The organism is bacterium, assembly GCA_035527515.1.
Taxonomy (GTDB): domain Bacteria; phylum B130-G9; class B130-G9; order B130-G9; family B130-G9; genus B130-G9.
Genome location: DATLAJ010000114.1, coordinates 90,307 through 106,428 on the forward strand (window position 1 = coordinate 90,307; position 16,122 = coordinate 106,428).

Here is a 16,122-nt window from a genome sequence, read left to right on the forward strand (position 1 = left end):
CACCTGCCGGGTGGAAATGAGGGACCGAGGCTGCAATCCCCGACAGGGGATACCGTGGGTAGCCGTGCGTGCAACGCAACGGGAGGGTTATCATAAGGAGCTCTCCTTATTACCGTCAGGCTGCGCCTGCGGCTACCCGTGGTGTGCCCTTTCGGGCAAAATCCCATGCGCCCCATCCCCGAGGCGGCCACAACATTCCCCTCTTCAATCTGATTATTCGGGAGCAATTTGGCCCTTGATATTCTAGCAGGCAATCATTATATCTATATTGAGGCGCGCTGGCCGGTCCGCACGTGCGCTTTTGGGTTTGACGCTGCCAAGATCTCGCTATGAATAGGCTGCAAAAGCTCTAGAAGGGAGGAGTTAGCGATGAGAAGATTTCTTGTTGCGGTCTTGTTGGCGGGCATTTTAGGACTGCCTTCGTGCTCGCCGGCGATGAAACTAGAGACGTTCACGAACATCAATGTCATCACGAAAGCGATACTTGTTGACGGCCCGTTCGTCTGGGCAGGGACGGACGGCGGCCTAGTCCGGTGGTGCATGCCAAATGGCTCAAGCGACAGATTCACGACGTCAGAAGGCCTCGCTAGCAATCACGTTTTCTCTCTTGCCCTCGACCTATCGGGTGGCGTATGGGTCGGCACTTTTGGAGGTGCAAGCAGAAATTACAGAGAGACTTGGTCTAGCTTCGACGGTAATTCGCGCCTCATTAGCCCTAGGGTCGAGGCGGTATTTACATCTAGCGATGGGAGAGTCTGGTTCGGCACGGCCGGCGGCGTTACCGTCTTCGACTGGGAGAGCTTCGAGAGCTACACCGTCCAGGATGGCCTCGCCGACAGCTGGGTGAAGGATATTACGGAATGCGCCGGTATCCTTTATTTCGCGACCACAAACGGAGTATCAGTCTATGACGGCTCGTCTTGGCAAAGAATGAGCACTGACGACGGCCTTCCCAGCAATGACATCAGCTGCTTGACAGCCACTGCCAACCGCCTTTTCATCGGCACCCACGGCTCCGGCGTCTGCCTCTTCGATGGGAACGTGCTGCAGCCCTTCACATCGGATGATGGCATCCAGGGTTCGGTCATCGCTGATCTTTATGCCGACCCGAGGGGCTATGTATGGGCGGCAACCGAGCTTGGTGCCTCCGTCTGGACAGATCCTGGTTGGCTCTCTTTCAACTATCTAGACGGCCTACCCGACGATCAGCTCCTGTCGATCGCGGCCGATGCGGATGGGAACGTTTACATCGGAACGGCAGCAAACGGGCTTTGGTGCTGGTATCAGGACAATGCCTTCTTTCTCACTTCTCCTGAGGGCCTGCTGGACAATCAGGTCCACTGCGTAACTCCTACCTCTGATGGCAGCATCTGGTTCGGCTGTGAGGAAGGGCTCTCAGTCCTCCAAACGGACGGGCTTTGGCAGTCATATCGCGATGTTGCAGGCAGGACACTTGGGAAGGTCAACGCGATCGTTGAGGCCCCGGGCAGCCAAGTCTGGCTGGGCACCGACCTGGCGGGGCTTGCCCACTTTGACGCTGGTCACTGGTCTTCGCTCAACTCTGACGATGGTCTTTGCAGCAACACTGTGCATTCGCTCGCCATCCTTGGGGACGTACTGTTGGCTGGGACCGCCGAAGGCCTGTCTGCTTATGACGGAGCGAGATTCTACTCCCTGACCGCTGATGATGGCTTGCCGTTTGCGTCAATCGACGTGCTCGCTATCGATCCTGAGGGAAGGGTCCTGATGGGAAACAACTCCACCGAAGGAGGCCTCGTCATCCTGCAAGGCTCACAATTGACACATTACACGGTCGATGACGGCCTACCTTCCAACGGCATTTATTCAATAAATGCCGACCGACAGAGCGTTGTCTGGATCGGCACCAACCTAGGAGCAGTTCGCTGGGACGCTGAGGGAATCACCACGTTCGGCAGGGCGGAAGGGCTTGTCAACTTCGTAGTAACAGCAATCACCTATGACCCTTCTGGAGACGTTTGGCTCGCAACCGCAGGTGGCGTCTCACACTACGATGGCCAGTGTTTCGAGAACTTCACACAGGCCGAAGGCATAGCGGACAATCGTGTCCAGGACATCACCCTGGGCAACCATGGAGACCTATGGCTTGCGACGCTTGGTGGCGCAACAGAAATACAGTTCGTGTCCGCAGCAGAGCCGCAGATCGATGTCTCTGTCTCAAAACCCAGCTACAGGCCAGGGGAAACTGTCTCGTGTGTCGTCTCGCTGTCAAACCCCGGCCAGACAAGACCCCTGGACATTTACATTGGCCTCATAACCCCAAACGGCGCCTTATACTCCTTCACAGCCGAGGGTCGATGGCTCAAGGACGATGTGAAGCCCTGGGCGCAAGGCATCACAATCCCCTCGGGCGCCAATATGGTCATGGACCCACTGGTATCGATTCATCTGCCGTCATATTATCCCTTGATCGTCGAACCCGGCAGCTACGCGTTCGCGGGCGCGATTTCAGATGCCTCGACCTCGAAATTCATCGGAGCAGCAGCTGTCGCGACCTTCCAGGTTACTGAGTGATAGAAAACTGGGCGGGCCAAGATAGGCCCCGCCGGGACATCTGCGAGGTCGAGTTCAACCAAAGGCAAGCCCTTGACGCTGAGCTCTATGGGGACCTCCAGGCCTGGCAAAAGAGGCGCCATAGAGATGGGGAAAGGTCTTAAAACAGGAGCCAGGGGCAGCCCTGGCTCACCATGACACACGCTCTCGATAACAATAGCCGCCGCACTGCGAAGATCGAGCTCCACGCATTCACTACGGGCCCGCCGTGCGCACCTGTTTTGCCTCAGCAGAAGCTTCAGAGACAAGGAGGTTCTTGCAACGCATCCCTCACGAACATACAATCCTTAATATCCGTTCGTCAGAGAAATCGTGTCCTAAAGAGGGCCCTCAGGAGCCATGTTTCGCAGCTCGAGAATCGCGCTTCTTCTGCTGGCCATCGGCTTCGTCGTCATCCTTGTAGCTCTCTATCCGGAGTGGCAGAAGCTCACAGTCCCAAGTGGGCCCACGGGGTCGGCCCAATCGTTTTCGCTCAAGCCGCCCAAACTGACTACCCAGGAGGGAGGGCCAACAAGCCCAGGCGCTCACCGGCCTCTTGAACTGGTCTGGTCATTCCAAACGCAGCACAAGTGGCAGTATCGCGACCCGTTTCTCAAGAAAGCTGTTGACCAGAGCGGCGGGGCGATCTGCTCCGGCATAGTCGTGGCTCACGACAGGATCTATTTCGGGAGCGAGGGTGGCTTCGTTTACTGCCTCTCGCTGGACGGGAGGCCAGTATGGAGTTTCGAGACGTTTGGCGCCAAGGTAGGCGAGCCTGTCGCCGCCCAGGATCGGCTCTTCTGTGGCTCTGAGGACAACTACCTTTACGCCCTTGCCCCAGAGATTGGAGAACAGCTCTATCGTTTCAACGCGAAGTCGGAGGTCCTGACGACGCCGCTTGTCGTCGGCGATCGCCTCGTAGTTGCTGCGCGGATGGGACGCATCTTCGCCCTCGGGCCCGCATTCGGGAAGGAGCTCTGGGTCTATCGGCATGACCACTTGTTCAAGTCATCTCCCGCAAGCGACGGCAAGACCGTGTTCATTGGCTCCGATTCCGAAGAGCTGCTGGCGCTAAACCTTCTGTCCGGCGAGCTTGAGTGGTCTTTTGACACCAAGAGCGCCGTGCGTTCCACTCCGGTCGTCTGTGCAGGTCGCATAATTGTGGCGTGCTGGGACGGACGTCTCCTCTCGATCTCGGCCTCGACGCATCAGCTGCTGTTTGAGACGCAGCTTCGAGGCTTTGTCAAATCCACGCCTCAGCTGGGCACGGGACGCATCTATGCCTCAACGCTTGACGGTCTTGTGTATGCGCTCTCGGCCACAGACGGGAGTATTCTCTGGTCGGTTAAGTGTGGTGATGTGGTCGAGGCCTCGCCTCTGTTGTCTTCAGACGAGAAGATGCTTTACGTTGGCAACTGGGACGGCATGTTCTACGTTCTGGACGCTGACACCGGACAGATTTTGGCATCGAGAGACCTGGGCTGGATGGTGTCCCGACGGTCAGCGCTAACGCCCGATGGGAGGGTCTTGGTCGGGACCAAATCGGGCTTCATTTACTGTCTTTGGCCTTGAGCTGGCACATTATGGGGCTGAGGCGTGCTCATTTCCCGTGGCTGTGTCCGAGAGGAGGTTCAAGCGCCCAGAAGCCCCGGAACTGATGAAACAGGTCTTTAGGGGCAAGGTCTATGTGGACGGCAAAGAACAACAAATTGACAAAGCAGGAGTAGCTGTTTAAGTTCGATTTACACACTTAATGATGGTAACTCATTGACAATACATCTTTTGTAATAAGGAGGTAGAACTAATGAGGCGTTCGATTCTATGGTCTGCGTTTGTGTGCTTTTTGCTTGCGACGCTCACTTGCCCATCCCTGGGGCAGACGATTCTACCGTCGAGCACGATTATCAATTGGACGGAAAGCTCGTGCCGGGGTTGGGCAGGTTTCGAGGCGCGATACGGGAAGTTCTACGGGGTGGTCGAAGGTGGGCTCGTGATTGGCTCCATCGAGACAGGCGCATATACGGTCTTGACGACCACCCGGGGACTGCCGATGACAAGTGTCCAGAAGGCCTACATCGACGACACGGGCTTGATCTGGACATGTTGCTCGGTTAGGGAGGGCCGCTTGCCGTGGCTGGCATTTGACGGGCTGCGTTGGGTCGGCGTTGGAGATATCGGGCGATTCGGTGTGCTCGATAACCGGGGCGGGATCTGGACCCAATATACGAATGATCTAGCCCATTACCGACTGAGTCCTCCCGGTTGGCCGGACTGCATACACTACGATGCAGGCGATTTTGGCTTTGCCAGATGGCCTTGGTGGTGCGGGGTGGATTCTTCGGGCTCCCTGTGGGGCACACAATTTGGCGAGAGCATGTCTGATGCACCTAGGATATACAGCTTCGATGGGCACGAACTGAAGGTCTATTACACTCCAGTAGATTTCAGACCGTCCGGAGGGGCCGTTGACCGGTTCGGGAATAGATGGTTCATGGGTTGGCCCGGCCACCCGCCGCGGATAGGCCGCTTTGATGGGGAGACGTGGGAGATTTGGGACAGCGAGGACGGACTGCCAGTGGACCAAAGCTGGAGGTGGCAGAGATTCGCGTTCGACGAGCGGCGCCATCCCTGGGTGCTCGGGTACTACTACGAATCCTATCTCGTGGTTGACACGTGCATCACGCACTTCGACGGCAGTCGTTGGCAGGATGTTGGGCTGCCGGATTCTGCCGACTTCTCCCTGTCCAATATAGCGTCGGATGAGGAGGGGACGCTTTTCGCCTTTGGCTCGCTCGGGCGCGCGAGCGCGGTGTTTCGGCTGAGTGATGGAGGTTGGCAGGGTCCGATGACGATTGCTGGGCCTGTGACGAGCTCTGGGCTGTCCTCTGTGTTCGAGGTTGGAGTCGACAGGCAGGATGGGGTCTGGTTTGCCTGCAACTATTACTCGGACGCCATACACGACTGGGGCACGCTCATCACGCATCTAGGCTCCGAGGGCTACACCGTATTTGACGATTTTCGGGATGCCAATGCTTTCTGGTGTCTTAAGGTTGACAATGCAAACAACAAGTGGTTCGGGGGCGGGAGGTTGGTCGTGACGCAGGATATGGAGGATGGGTACTTGGCGTGCACGCCTCCGCACGGGCTGAGGGACATTGCGTTTGGGCCGGACGGGACGGTCTATGTGGCCTGCGTGGGCTACCTGTATAAGATTCGAGATGGCGAGGTAACAGCGGACGAGCTGCCCTGGTGCAACGGCCTGGTCAGGGACGTCGCCGTCGGTTCGGATGGGACGGTCTATCTTGCCTTCGGCGCAGGCAACACCCCATTTGATTTTAAGGGGGGGATATACTCTAACAGCGGAGAGGGATGGAATAATATCCCTGTGTCTGTGGACCATCCATTGCCTCCTAAGGAGGGCTGGCCGATTTGGGGTGTCGCACTCGATGATTCCGGCAGGTTGTGGGCCGACGTGGCTGGGTCCCTTGCGGTGTTCGAGCGGAGCCATTGGCACGTAATAGAGCATGATGGGGAGACCATATTCGGGAGCCCGGGCGTTCATGGCCCGCTGACTTTCGACAGCCACGGCGATCTTTGGTTCTTTGGGTTCGTGTATGACCAAGGCTATGGTGGGGACCCTACCCGGTGGGGTCTGTGCCGGTTCGATGGGTCCCGCTTCACTGTCTGGAGCCAGGACGACGGGATTCTGCCGGACCTTCTTGACTATAAGGACAATCTGTCCAATCGCGCTGGGGCGGTGTCGGAGGACCAATACGGCAATATATGGGCAGCCGGAGAAGGGGTAAGCCTCCTGTTGGCGGAGGAATCTCTGGTCTTGGGGCCGAGCGCGCTCTGCTCGGAAGCCCCCCGGGCCAAGATGATGAGCCAGGTTGGTTCCCAGCTGAGGTTATCCACAGGCTTTCGATACATGGCGCCCTCAACGAGCGTTGACCTCTATGTGGCCCTTCAGGCGCCGAGCGGGCAGCTGTTCTACGTTGCGCCTCAGGAGGCGGCGCCTCCGTTTCCGATATTCTATGCTGCGTTTGATGGCAGCACGGAGTTCTTGCAGCCCGGGCCGAGCTACACCGGGCCGGGCTCGATACCGAACACGCCGGACATGAAGGACCTCGCGCCTCCGCCCCTGCCCCTGCCGGACCCACCCGATGGCAACGGCCCGACCGGCCTCGCGCTCTTCGCATACCCCGTGCCGTACTATGCGAACGTCCCGCTGCCTGCATACGGAGCCATCGCCGACCTCGTCCTCCTGAACACCACCCTCCCCGAGCAGGCTCCAGCCGGCGCATACACGTTCCACGTCGGCCTCACCGGCCCCTTCTCAATCAGGAACGTCTATCGCTCCGCCTCATGCCCCTTCGAGGTCAGCGCGGAATGATGACCGACAGCAGGTCCTGGAAGAGCGGCCATGCCCTGGGGCCAATGAAACAGGTCTATCATGCGTTGATTCCTGTGGATCGCGATGAACCACATCTTGACGAACGAACTTGAGCGACCTAACTTGAGTCTAAAGAGTTAGTGGCGGTAGTTTCGGAGCGGTTAGAGGAAAACAGGATATGCCGCGAATCCTCATGGTCAGGTCCCATGACAATATTCACGGGACTCTCATGTCTCAGCCGATGGGGCTGCTCTACGTCGCATCGTATCTGCGGAAGCGTTTTCCCGGACGTTTTGAGTTCAAGCTGTATCACACGGGCTTCAAAGGGAACACGCTCGCGAGGTTGCGAGAGGAGGCCGCGCATTTCCGGCCTGACTATTTGTTCGTTAGTAGCCTTACGCCGGATGCGGACCTTGCACACACAGTGGTTCGGTCGGTGAAGTCTGTGGCGGGAGGATGTACGTCGGTTATAGGCGGCCCGTATCCGACGACTTCGAGAGAGAAGCCGCTTTTGGACAAGAATATTGACTATACGGTTCTCGGAGAGGGCGAGGTTACCGCTGCAGAGCTTCTAGAGTGTCTCGAGAGTGGGTGGAATCCGCACGCAATCAATGGGTTGGCATATAGAGATGGCGGCGAGATCAGGCTAACGGAACCGAGGGGTTACATCCAGGATTTGGACGAATTGCCGTTCCCTGCCTGGGACCTGATCGACTTCGAAGCATACGCTGGCTATCTGCCGATGTCGGTGACGCTGAAAGGCAAAATGTATGCAGGCTTGATTACGAGCAGGGGATGCCCCTATAATTGCGCCTACTGCCACAAGACACACGGCAAGCAGTTCAGAGCGCGCTCTGCCGAGAACGTTCTCGATGAATTGGAGCTACTATGCAGGGATTATGGTGTTGACGAGATACAGGTGCTGGACGATATCTGTAATCTGGACCTGGGTCGAATGACGTCGATCTGCCAGGGGATCGTGGAGCGGGGCCTTGCGATCCACATCGCCTTCCCGGATGGAATGAGAGCGGACTTGATGACGCCCGAATTGGTGCGTTGGCTGAGGCGTGTGGGAACCTATAAGATCCATTATGCTCCCGAAACGAGGTCGGAGCGACTCCAGGAGAAGCTTGGCAAGTTCGTCCAATTCGACAAGATGGACAGGATTATCCGTGAGACGTCCAGACAGGGAATACTGACCGCGGCCTTCTTCATGTTAGGCTTCCCCTCCGAGACGCTCGCAGAATTGCGGCGCACTGTTGACTATGCAGTCAACATGCCTTTTGACCTGGCGTCTTTTTTTCGCGTGGTTCCATATCCCAATACGCGATTGCGCGAGTGGGCCATTGAGGAGGGTGCGAGCTTCGATGACGAGTTCCTGGGCCGTTTCAGTTCATACCACTTCTTCTCGAACATCTGTGCGTCTGTCGAGCTTACAACCGAACAGATAGCGAGGGAGACACTGTCCGCGTATCTGAGGTTTTACTCGCGCCCACGGCGACTACTCCGGCTATTCTGGCGTTACCCGAATCGCTTGCGTCTATTGAGGGGCTTGCTCAGACTATTCGGTGACTGCATCAAGCCCTATTTCAGGCTTCGTAGTGCAGGTGATCTTGAATACATGCAAGGACTCTAGTCAATGGAATCACCGATTATCGCGGTTTTAAGGCCTGTTGGCCGTCTTGTAGTGCATATAAGGACCGGCATGAGGGAGGTGGCCCTATTCCTGCTGTATTTTGCTGTCCTGGGCCCGTTGTGCGCTTTCAGAAGACGGCCAAAAGATCCCTTCCGATCGGGGCTATGCACCTGGGATCATATTCATGAGGGCGACGGAAAAATGGAAACGCACTGCACAAAGACCTAGGAGGCATGATGGGTTACAGCCGAGTATTCGCTGACTTGATACATCTTTCCAGGACTTCCGGGTTTCCGCTTTCAGGCTTTTTCCTCTGCCTGGCGATCCTGGGTATTGCCGTTCGGGACAAGAAAGAGGCGCCCTGGATTCAACCGTATTTCTACGCTCATTTTTAGCTATAGACACCGATGGTCTTCTCATGGATTCTCTTGCGATCCTACATGGTGACGCTTCGTAAGAGGTACGATTCAGGTCAGAGGTTGAAGAACGGAATACGTCTGAAAAGAGGCTCCTAGAATGTGCTCAGAAGTGACCGCCAAGGTGAGAGAGTTTTACGAGGGAGTCCCGTTTCCGCGCGTGTCCTTTGAGTCGATTTCCAGTGCGAGCGAGCTGAATAGTAGGGCAGGCATTTATGCCCGGGCGCTTGACAGAGAGTTACCTTCTTTGGCCCGTGTGATCGATGTAGGCTGCGGGACGGCGCAGTTGCTCTGTCTTCTGGGAGGTTGCGGCGACAGGCGCTTGTTTGCCGTCGATATCAGTCTTGGCTCGTTACTGGAGGGCAAGAAGCTGGCGAGTGTACTTGGGTTGAGAAATATCTTCTTCGTTCAGGCCGACCTATTCAACCTGCCCTTTGAAGACGCGGGATTTGACTACCTGTTCTGCCATGGCGTTGTGCATCATACCGATCGGCCCTTGGAGGCTTTGGTCAAAATCTCTCGCCTTCTGAGGACAGGCGGGAAGGCTTCCATCGGACTTTACAATCGATATGGACGGGCTGTTCATCGGCTGCGTCGGTGGCTATGGAGAAAGGGCTCGGACCACAAGCCGATCCCTTCTGGACATTTCTATCGAAGGGACATTAACGGAGTATCCGCCGGCACAGTCAACAGCTGGTTCAGAGATCAGTACAGGAATCCACACGAAGTCTGTATCTCTCTCTCGACGGCGCATCGATGGCTGACCGAGGCTGGGCTGGCTTTCGTTCGCTTTTTGCCAAACGTATTGAGAAGGTGGCCGGTGCCCGGAAGGTGTTTATTCATGCAAGCTGGCTCCGAATCTCATCTCTTGAGACGAATGACATTTGCGCTCACCCAGTTTCTCTGGATGGTCCGTCCAGTTGAATCGGGCTATTTCGTGGTCACTGCTCTGAAGGAGGAGCGCTAATGCGGATACTGGGCGTGTCAGCCCATTATCACGATTCCGCTGCGGCCCTACTGGATGGGGATAGAGTTTATGCCGCCTGCGAAGAGCGATTCACTCGGCTAAAGCATGATCCAGGCCTGCCGATTAATGCAATATCGTTCTGTCTCCGGGAGGCTGATATCATCGGCGAAGAGCTCGATCTCGTCGCAATCCACGAAAAACCCTTGCGCAAGCTGAAGCGATTCGTGAGCGATTGCTTCAGGACGTTTCCGTTTTCGTACAGTTACTTCCGCCGCGCGCTTCCGGTTTGGCTGGGACGGAAATGCTCGCCCGAGTTGAGCATCGCATCGGAGCTTAGGACGGATTGTCGATTTGCTTACGTGGGGCATCACCTGTCCCACGCTGCCAGTGCCTATTATCCATCGGCATTTGAGGAGGCAGCTGTGCTGACCGTCGATGCGGTTGGGGAAGCCTACACGACTTGTACAGGCATTGGTAAGGGAGAGTCAGTGGTGCTCGACCGCGGGGTCCGTTTCCCCAATTCACTCGGGATGTTCTATAGCGCAATGACTTATCTTTTGGGATTCGAGGTCATGGATGGTGAGGGTAAGGTTATGGGTCTTGCCGCCCATGGTGAGCCGGGATACCGCCGGCAGGTAGGCGAGCTGATACGGCTAAACGACGATGGGAGTTTCGCGTTGGACATGAGGTACTTCCAGTTTGACAGGAGCACCAGGATGGTTTCCCCGCGTCTGGAGAAACTCATTTTCCCCAGGCGACGGCCGGATGAGCCCATAGAGCAGAGACACAAAGACCTTGCTGCAACTGCCCAACAAGTTCTCGAGGAAGCTCTCATCTCCATCGTCACGAATCTTAGGAGGCGAAGCGGCCAGAAGAATCTCTGCATCGCAGGTGGTGTTGGCCTTAATACCGTCGCCAATGGTCGTATTCTTGAGAACGGGGGATTTGATGACATTTTCATTCAGCCCGCCGCCGGGGATTCCGGATGCTCACTCGGCGCCGCCCTTTATGCTTCGTGCAAGCTGCTTGGCAGACCCCGACCGCGACCCATGGTCTCAGATAGACTTGGTCCTGCATTCAGAGAAGGTTCCATAGCCCGGTTCCTGGAAGTTAGGAAGCTGCCTTTCAAGAGACTTGGCGAAGAGGAGACGTTGTCCACCGTTGCCAGAAGACTAGCCGATAACAAGGTCGTGGGTTGGTTTCAGGGGAAGATGGAGTTCGGTCCCAGAGCGCTGGGAGGCAGGAGCATACTAGCAAATCCGATAAATCCCCAAATGAAGAACATAGTCAACTCAAAGGTGAAATTCAGAGAGCCGTTTCGTCCATTCGCCGCTTCTGTCCCGGCGGAAGTCGCGCACGACTACTTCGAGCATGGCGTTGCCAGCCCATTCATGATGCTCGTATTCAAAGTCCGACCTGAGAAGCAAAATGACATACCTTCTGTCACGCATTTAGATGGAACGTGCAGAACACAGACAGTGACGAGAGAGTGCGATCAGAAGTATCACTCGCTCCTCCTGGAGTTTGGTCGGCTCACGGGTGTGCCGGTGCTTTTGAACACGTCGTTCAACTTGAAGGGGGAGCCAATTGTGTGCACGCCCCGCGATGCGTTGAAGTGCTTCATGGAGTCCGGCATGGACTGCCTTGCTATGGAGAACATATTCATCGAGAAGCAATCAACGGATGAGTCAACTTAGACACTATATTCGCAATATCTGTTTTTTCCGCAAGCCGAGCCCGTTGAGGCGTGGTTTTCGAGACCTCGTCCGCGAGATGTGGCGCATTTACATCGTCAGAGGCGCGGCGCTGGCCGGTTTAATCGTGGTATCAGGCAGTCGGCATTACGTCTGGATCGCTATCGTGATTATGGAGTTTTGGATTTGGGCAGTGGGATATAAGCCCCGCGCACACGATTCCAATATCTTCAGGCTCACGGCAGATGAGAGACTGTTCGAGTTCGTTCCGGACATCTCATACAGGTACTATTATTCTGGCCGAAACGCCTATGGAGAAGACTTCGTCAGGCCGGCGAGGGTCGGACCTCTCGGGCATAGGATTCCGGAGGATGGCACGCCGGGGCCTCTTGCCGATTTGCATCTCATCATATTTGGCGATTCGAGCGTGTTTGGGGAGGGCGTCTCATACGGGAGTGCTTTCGCTAGCGAGATCGAGCGCCGACTGAACGAAGATGCATCGCTCGGTAGAGCAGTATCTGTGATCAACGCCGGGGTCCCCGGATACAACACGATGCAGTCAGTCGCGTGGATGAAGAGGCTAGTCCCTGCCTTCTCACCGTCCGTGATTCTGCTCTGTGTAAGTCTGGATGACACTCTCTTATGGGGAAGCATCGCAATTGGCAAGGACGGGGAGATGGTGCGACTCGATGCGCCTCTGAGGCACAAAGTGAGGGAACGTCTGAAGGAGTTTTCGTACATTCTTTACCATTTGAGTCAGGTGTATAGGTTCATCAGGGTTGAGGACTATCTAAAAGGTCTGTTCATGGATCGATACATAGGATTCAACTTGTGGAGCGGGTCTGTGTCGGAGATGGCCTCGCTTTGCCACGAGCATGATGTTGTGCCCGTGGTTGTCATCTTGCCCGGTCTATGGAAGCTTGATGGGGGCTATCCGTGGAGGGGCGTTCACTCCACGATCAGGAGCGAATGCGAAGGCCACGGAGTATCCGTGATTGATCCTCTTGACGCACTTCAGGGTTTCAAGGGTCGTGAGCTCTGGGTACACCCAGCCGATCCTCACCCGAATGAGCTGGCACACAGGATAATCGGTCAATTCGTGGCTGGTAGTCTCGTCGAGACCCTACGGACTTCCGTCTTGTCCAGAACCCAGGCAGCGACTTGAGATATGACGAGGGTGATGTTTGTCGGGGAGGATGGCTTCGTTGGGGGTGCGCAGATCTCGATGTGCGGTCTCCTGCAAGAGCTGTCCCGTCGAGCAGTGGATTGTATCGCCGTTATCCCCTCGCCCAACCGCTATTCGGAGATGCTTAGAAGCTCGGGCATAGATGTAACCCGCAACCGGCTGGACGAGCTGAAGAGGGATTATGTCCGTATTTCGCCGGTCTTCGGAGAGGTCAAGAACCTGGGCGTTATTATGGATGAGTTTCTCCCCGACCTTATACATGCTGACGCACCTTGGGCCGCTTTCTTCACGCTTCTGGCTGCCAGGCGGAGAGGACTTCCGGTGCTGTGCTCCCTTCATTGGTATCCGGAAGCTCATAGGGCGTCCAAGAGAGCCGTCTTCAGAATACTGAGGCGGTATGTTATAGCGAATTGCAGGAAGTTTGCCCTATTCAGTGAGCACATGCTCTCCACGATCGTGAACGACTACGGCTTTCCAGCCGCTAAGGTCGTCATGATACCCTACGGGATCGAGCGATATAGGCTGAAGAATAACATATCACGAGACGACTGGAGATGTTCTTGGGGTATTCCGACCGAGGCGATTCTCTATACCTGTGTCGCACGATTGCACCCGCAAAAAGGGATTCTGGACATTCTGGACGCCGCGGGAATTGTCTGCCGCAAGGTGGACGAGGCTTTTTTCGCCTTCGCGGGTGAGGAGGTTGTGGCACCGATGGAGAACCTGCATTTCACTGAGCGGGTCCGTGCCATGGCCAGCAGGCTCGGGATCAGTAGCAGGATCAGACTATTGGGCTTCCAGGATGATATTGGGGCTGTCTATGGGGCGAGCGATGTGCTGGTTCACGCATCTTCCAGGGAGCCATTTGGCCTAGGAGTGGCCGAAGCATCCATGTCGGGACTACCCGTAGTGGCCTATCGAGTGGGCGGGGTCCCGGAGACGGTCATTGACGGTGAAAACGGATTCCTCGTTCCAGCCATGAGGCCTGATGTTCTTGCAGAGAAGCTAATAGAGCTTGGCCAGGACGCTGAGCTCCGAGGTCGTCTTGGCAGGCGGGGTAAGCAACTGGGTGCGCAGCAACACTCGGTGGAGGAAATGACGGCACAGTTCATCAGACTCTATGAAGAGGTGGCCAAGTAGGGTCCGAGTGTGTCAGGTTTCGGCAACCTTCGCACCGCCTCATCCCCCTTCGCGGTCAGCGCGGAATGATGACCGACAGCCGGCCCTGCAAGCGCTCGTAGGCCGCGGCCCCGGGCCTAATGAAACAGGTCTTTAAGGGCAAGGTCTATGTGGCTGGGAGAGAAGAACCGCTCGACAAAGAATGTCTAGCCGGCTAACTTCAATTCACACATAACTGTGGTATTTCGTTTCGACTGGGCGCAGATCGAGGTGTGATCATGGCAAAAGAGGCGCTAGTTTCTCTGATCGTTTTGGTATTAGTCCAAGTGGCATTAGCCCAGGGCCTTGTGGGGGCTAGCGAATACTACGTCGATATCAACGCTGGGAGCAATTCTAACTCCGGTCGTTCCGAGAGCGACGCCTGGCGAACGATCTCGTTCGCGCTGGACAGCGTGCAGCAGGAGGCCTCGGCCTCTAACCCGGTCACGATCTGCATCGCCCAGGGCACATATTCGCCGGCTGCCGGTGAGTTGTTTGGCCTCGTGATGCGGGACTACGTCTCGCTTAAGGGGGCTGGCGGTGATTTCAAGACGATCCTTGATGCGCAAGGCATTGATAGAGTCATCTATTGTATCATCGCCCGGCAAGTTACGATCTCTGACGTTGTGATCATGAACGGTAAGACCGAGGGGGACGGCGCTGGCATATTTGCCCTCTGCTCCTCGCCGATCGTCGAGCGCTGTACCTTTATCAGAAATCGTATTGTCAAGGCCGGCGGAAGCGGAGCCGGGCTATCCGGTATATCGGAGGACTGTCGTCCGGTCATTCTGGACTGCAACTTCATCGCGAACAGGTCAGAGGCCTACGGGGGAGCAATCGCTTCTGGAAAGGTAACTGTCGTCGATTGCTTGTTCGACTCCAACGAAGCGGGCGAGGATGGAGGCGCGGTGGAAGTCTGCTTCGGAGAGGGCCTCATCGAGGGGTGTACATTCATGGGTAACACGGCTAGCATGGGTGGCGCGGTTCACTGCTATGGGGGGGAATCAATGGTTGTCCGACGTTGCGTGATGACGGGGAACGCTGCCTACGATGGCGGCGGCATCCTTTTCAACAATGTCGAAAACGCGCTAATTGAGGACTGCCGAATTCTCCATAACACGGCGCAGCACAATGGCGGTGGCATCCTGCTCAACGAGAGCTCACCGGTCATCAAGAACTGCCTCATCGCCCAGAATCAGACGGCCCGCTTTGGCGGCGGCGTTCAGCTGTCGTCGGCAGCGCCAGAGATTCGATGTACAACGGTCGCAGACAACCGGGCCGGGGTCGAGGGCGACGGCCTATGCTGCGCGTTCGGTGGCAGGGCAATCATTGTCGATAGCATTCTCTGGGGCAATCGCGACAACGAGCTCATGCTGGCCACTGCCTCGTTCTCGGATATCCAGGACCAACTCATGGATGGCCCCGGCAACATCAGTGCGGACCCGCTCTATGTGCTGGGCGAAGGATGCGATTATCTTCTCAGCCAGGCCGCCGCAGGACAGGCCTCGGAGAGTCCTTGTATTGACGCCGGCAGCGACTCGGCCAGCACGCTTGGAATGGCTTTTTACTCCACACGGACCGACAACGTCTCTGACACCGGGATTGTCGATATGGGCTATCACGTGCCGGTTGCCATGCCGCGGGTCCACGCCTGGCCGGATGCCGAGTCCTACGTTCTGGGCGGGTGCTTACGACCGATCGTTGCGGCGAGCAACGATGGCCTGCCGGTGTTTGTCGATGTGTGTGCAGGATTCGTTGGGCCGGCTGGTGAGGTCATTTGCCTTACTAACCACGGGGCTACGCTCGGGCTCGCGCCATGGGTCTCTGACCTGGTCCTGGAACACGGCTTCTCTTTCGGACCAACGGTCCTTATGAAGCTCGAGATACCCTATAACCTGCCCGCTGGCGAATACATGTTCTTCATCGCGCTCTTTAGCCCTGGAACAACCGACCCCATCGGCTATCCGGCCTCATTTCGGTTCGCGGTCGCCAGCCAACTCGACCATTAGAATTTGGCGCATAGGTAGAGGATAGCCTTTCGCGTTCGTTTTTGGTGTCCTGTGTGCAGAGCAGGCCATCTTTTGTGGCCCAACGAGCCTCC

General features: G+C 56.5%; 10 protein-coding genes. All 10 read left to right on the forward strand.

Translation table 11 applies throughout. The features are described 5' to 3' along the window. Positions 1–369: 369 nt before the first annotated feature. Positions 370–2,553, forward strand: coding sequence for a two-component regulator propeller domain-containing protein (locus tag VM163_09080; GenBank protein ID HUT04028.1), 2,184 nt, complete (start codon positions 370–372; stop codon positions 2,551–2,553). Between the two features lie 378 nt (positions 2,554–2,931). Next, the gene (locus tag VM163_09085) at positions 2,932–4,143 is read left to right on the forward strand and encodes a PQQ-binding-like beta-propeller repeat protein (protein ID HUT04029.1); all 1,212 of its coding nucleotides are present in this window, start codon (positions 2,932–2,934) and stop codon (positions 4,141–4,143) included. Positions 4,144–4,375: 232 nt separating this feature from the next. After that, positions 4,376–6,964: a hypothetical protein gene (locus tag VM163_09090; protein ID HUT04030.1), complete on the forward strand. Its 2,589-nt coding sequence runs from the start codon at positions 4,376–4,378 to the stop codon at positions 6,962–6,964. A gap of 178 nt (positions 6,965–7,142) precedes the next feature. Next, complete coding sequence (locus VM163_09095; protein ID HUT04031.1) at positions 7,143–8,600, forward strand: radical SAM protein; 1,458 nt, start codon at positions 7,143–7,145, stop codon at positions 8,598–8,600. Between the two features lie 233 nt (positions 8,601–8,833). Continuing rightward, positions 8,834–8,995, forward strand: coding sequence for a hypothetical protein (locus VM163_09100; protein HUT04032.1), 162 nt, complete (start codon positions 8,834–8,836; stop codon positions 8,993–8,995). Positions 8,996–9,116: 121 nt separating this feature from the next. Beyond that, a complete protein-coding gene (locus VM163_09105) occupies positions 9,117–9,983 on the forward strand; it encodes a class I SAM-dependent methyltransferase (GenBank protein ID HUT04033.1) in 867 nt (288 codons plus the stop codon). Continuing rightward, on the forward strand, positions 9,983–11,680 hold the full coding sequence (locus VM163_09110; GenBank protein HUT04034.1) for a carbamoyltransferase C-terminal domain-containing protein: 1,698 nt from the start codon (positions 9,983–9,985) through the stop codon (positions 11,678–11,680). The genes VM163_09105 and VM163_09110 overlap by 1 nt, the downstream gene beginning before the upstream one ends. After that, positions 11,667–12,842, forward strand: a complete 1,176-nt coding sequence (locus VM163_09115; protein HUT04035.1) for a GDSL-type esterase/lipase family protein — start codon at positions 11,667–11,669, stop codon at positions 12,840–12,842. Before VM163_09110 ends, VM163_09115 begins: the two co-directional genes overlap by 14 nt. Positions 12,843–12,845: 3 nt before the next feature. Beyond that, positions 12,846–14,003: a glycosyltransferase family 4 protein gene (locus tag VM163_09120; GenBank protein HUT04036.1), complete on the forward strand. Its 1,158-nt coding sequence runs from the start codon at positions 12,846–12,848 to the stop codon at positions 14,001–14,003. A gap of 257 nt (positions 14,004–14,260) precedes the next feature. Continuing rightward, positions 14,261–16,030, forward strand: a complete 1,770-nt coding sequence (locus VM163_09125) for a right-handed parallel beta-helix repeat-containing protein (protein HUT04037.1) — start codon at positions 14,261–14,263, stop codon at positions 16,028–16,030. The last annotated feature ends 92 nt before the right edge of the window (positions 16,031–16,122 follow it).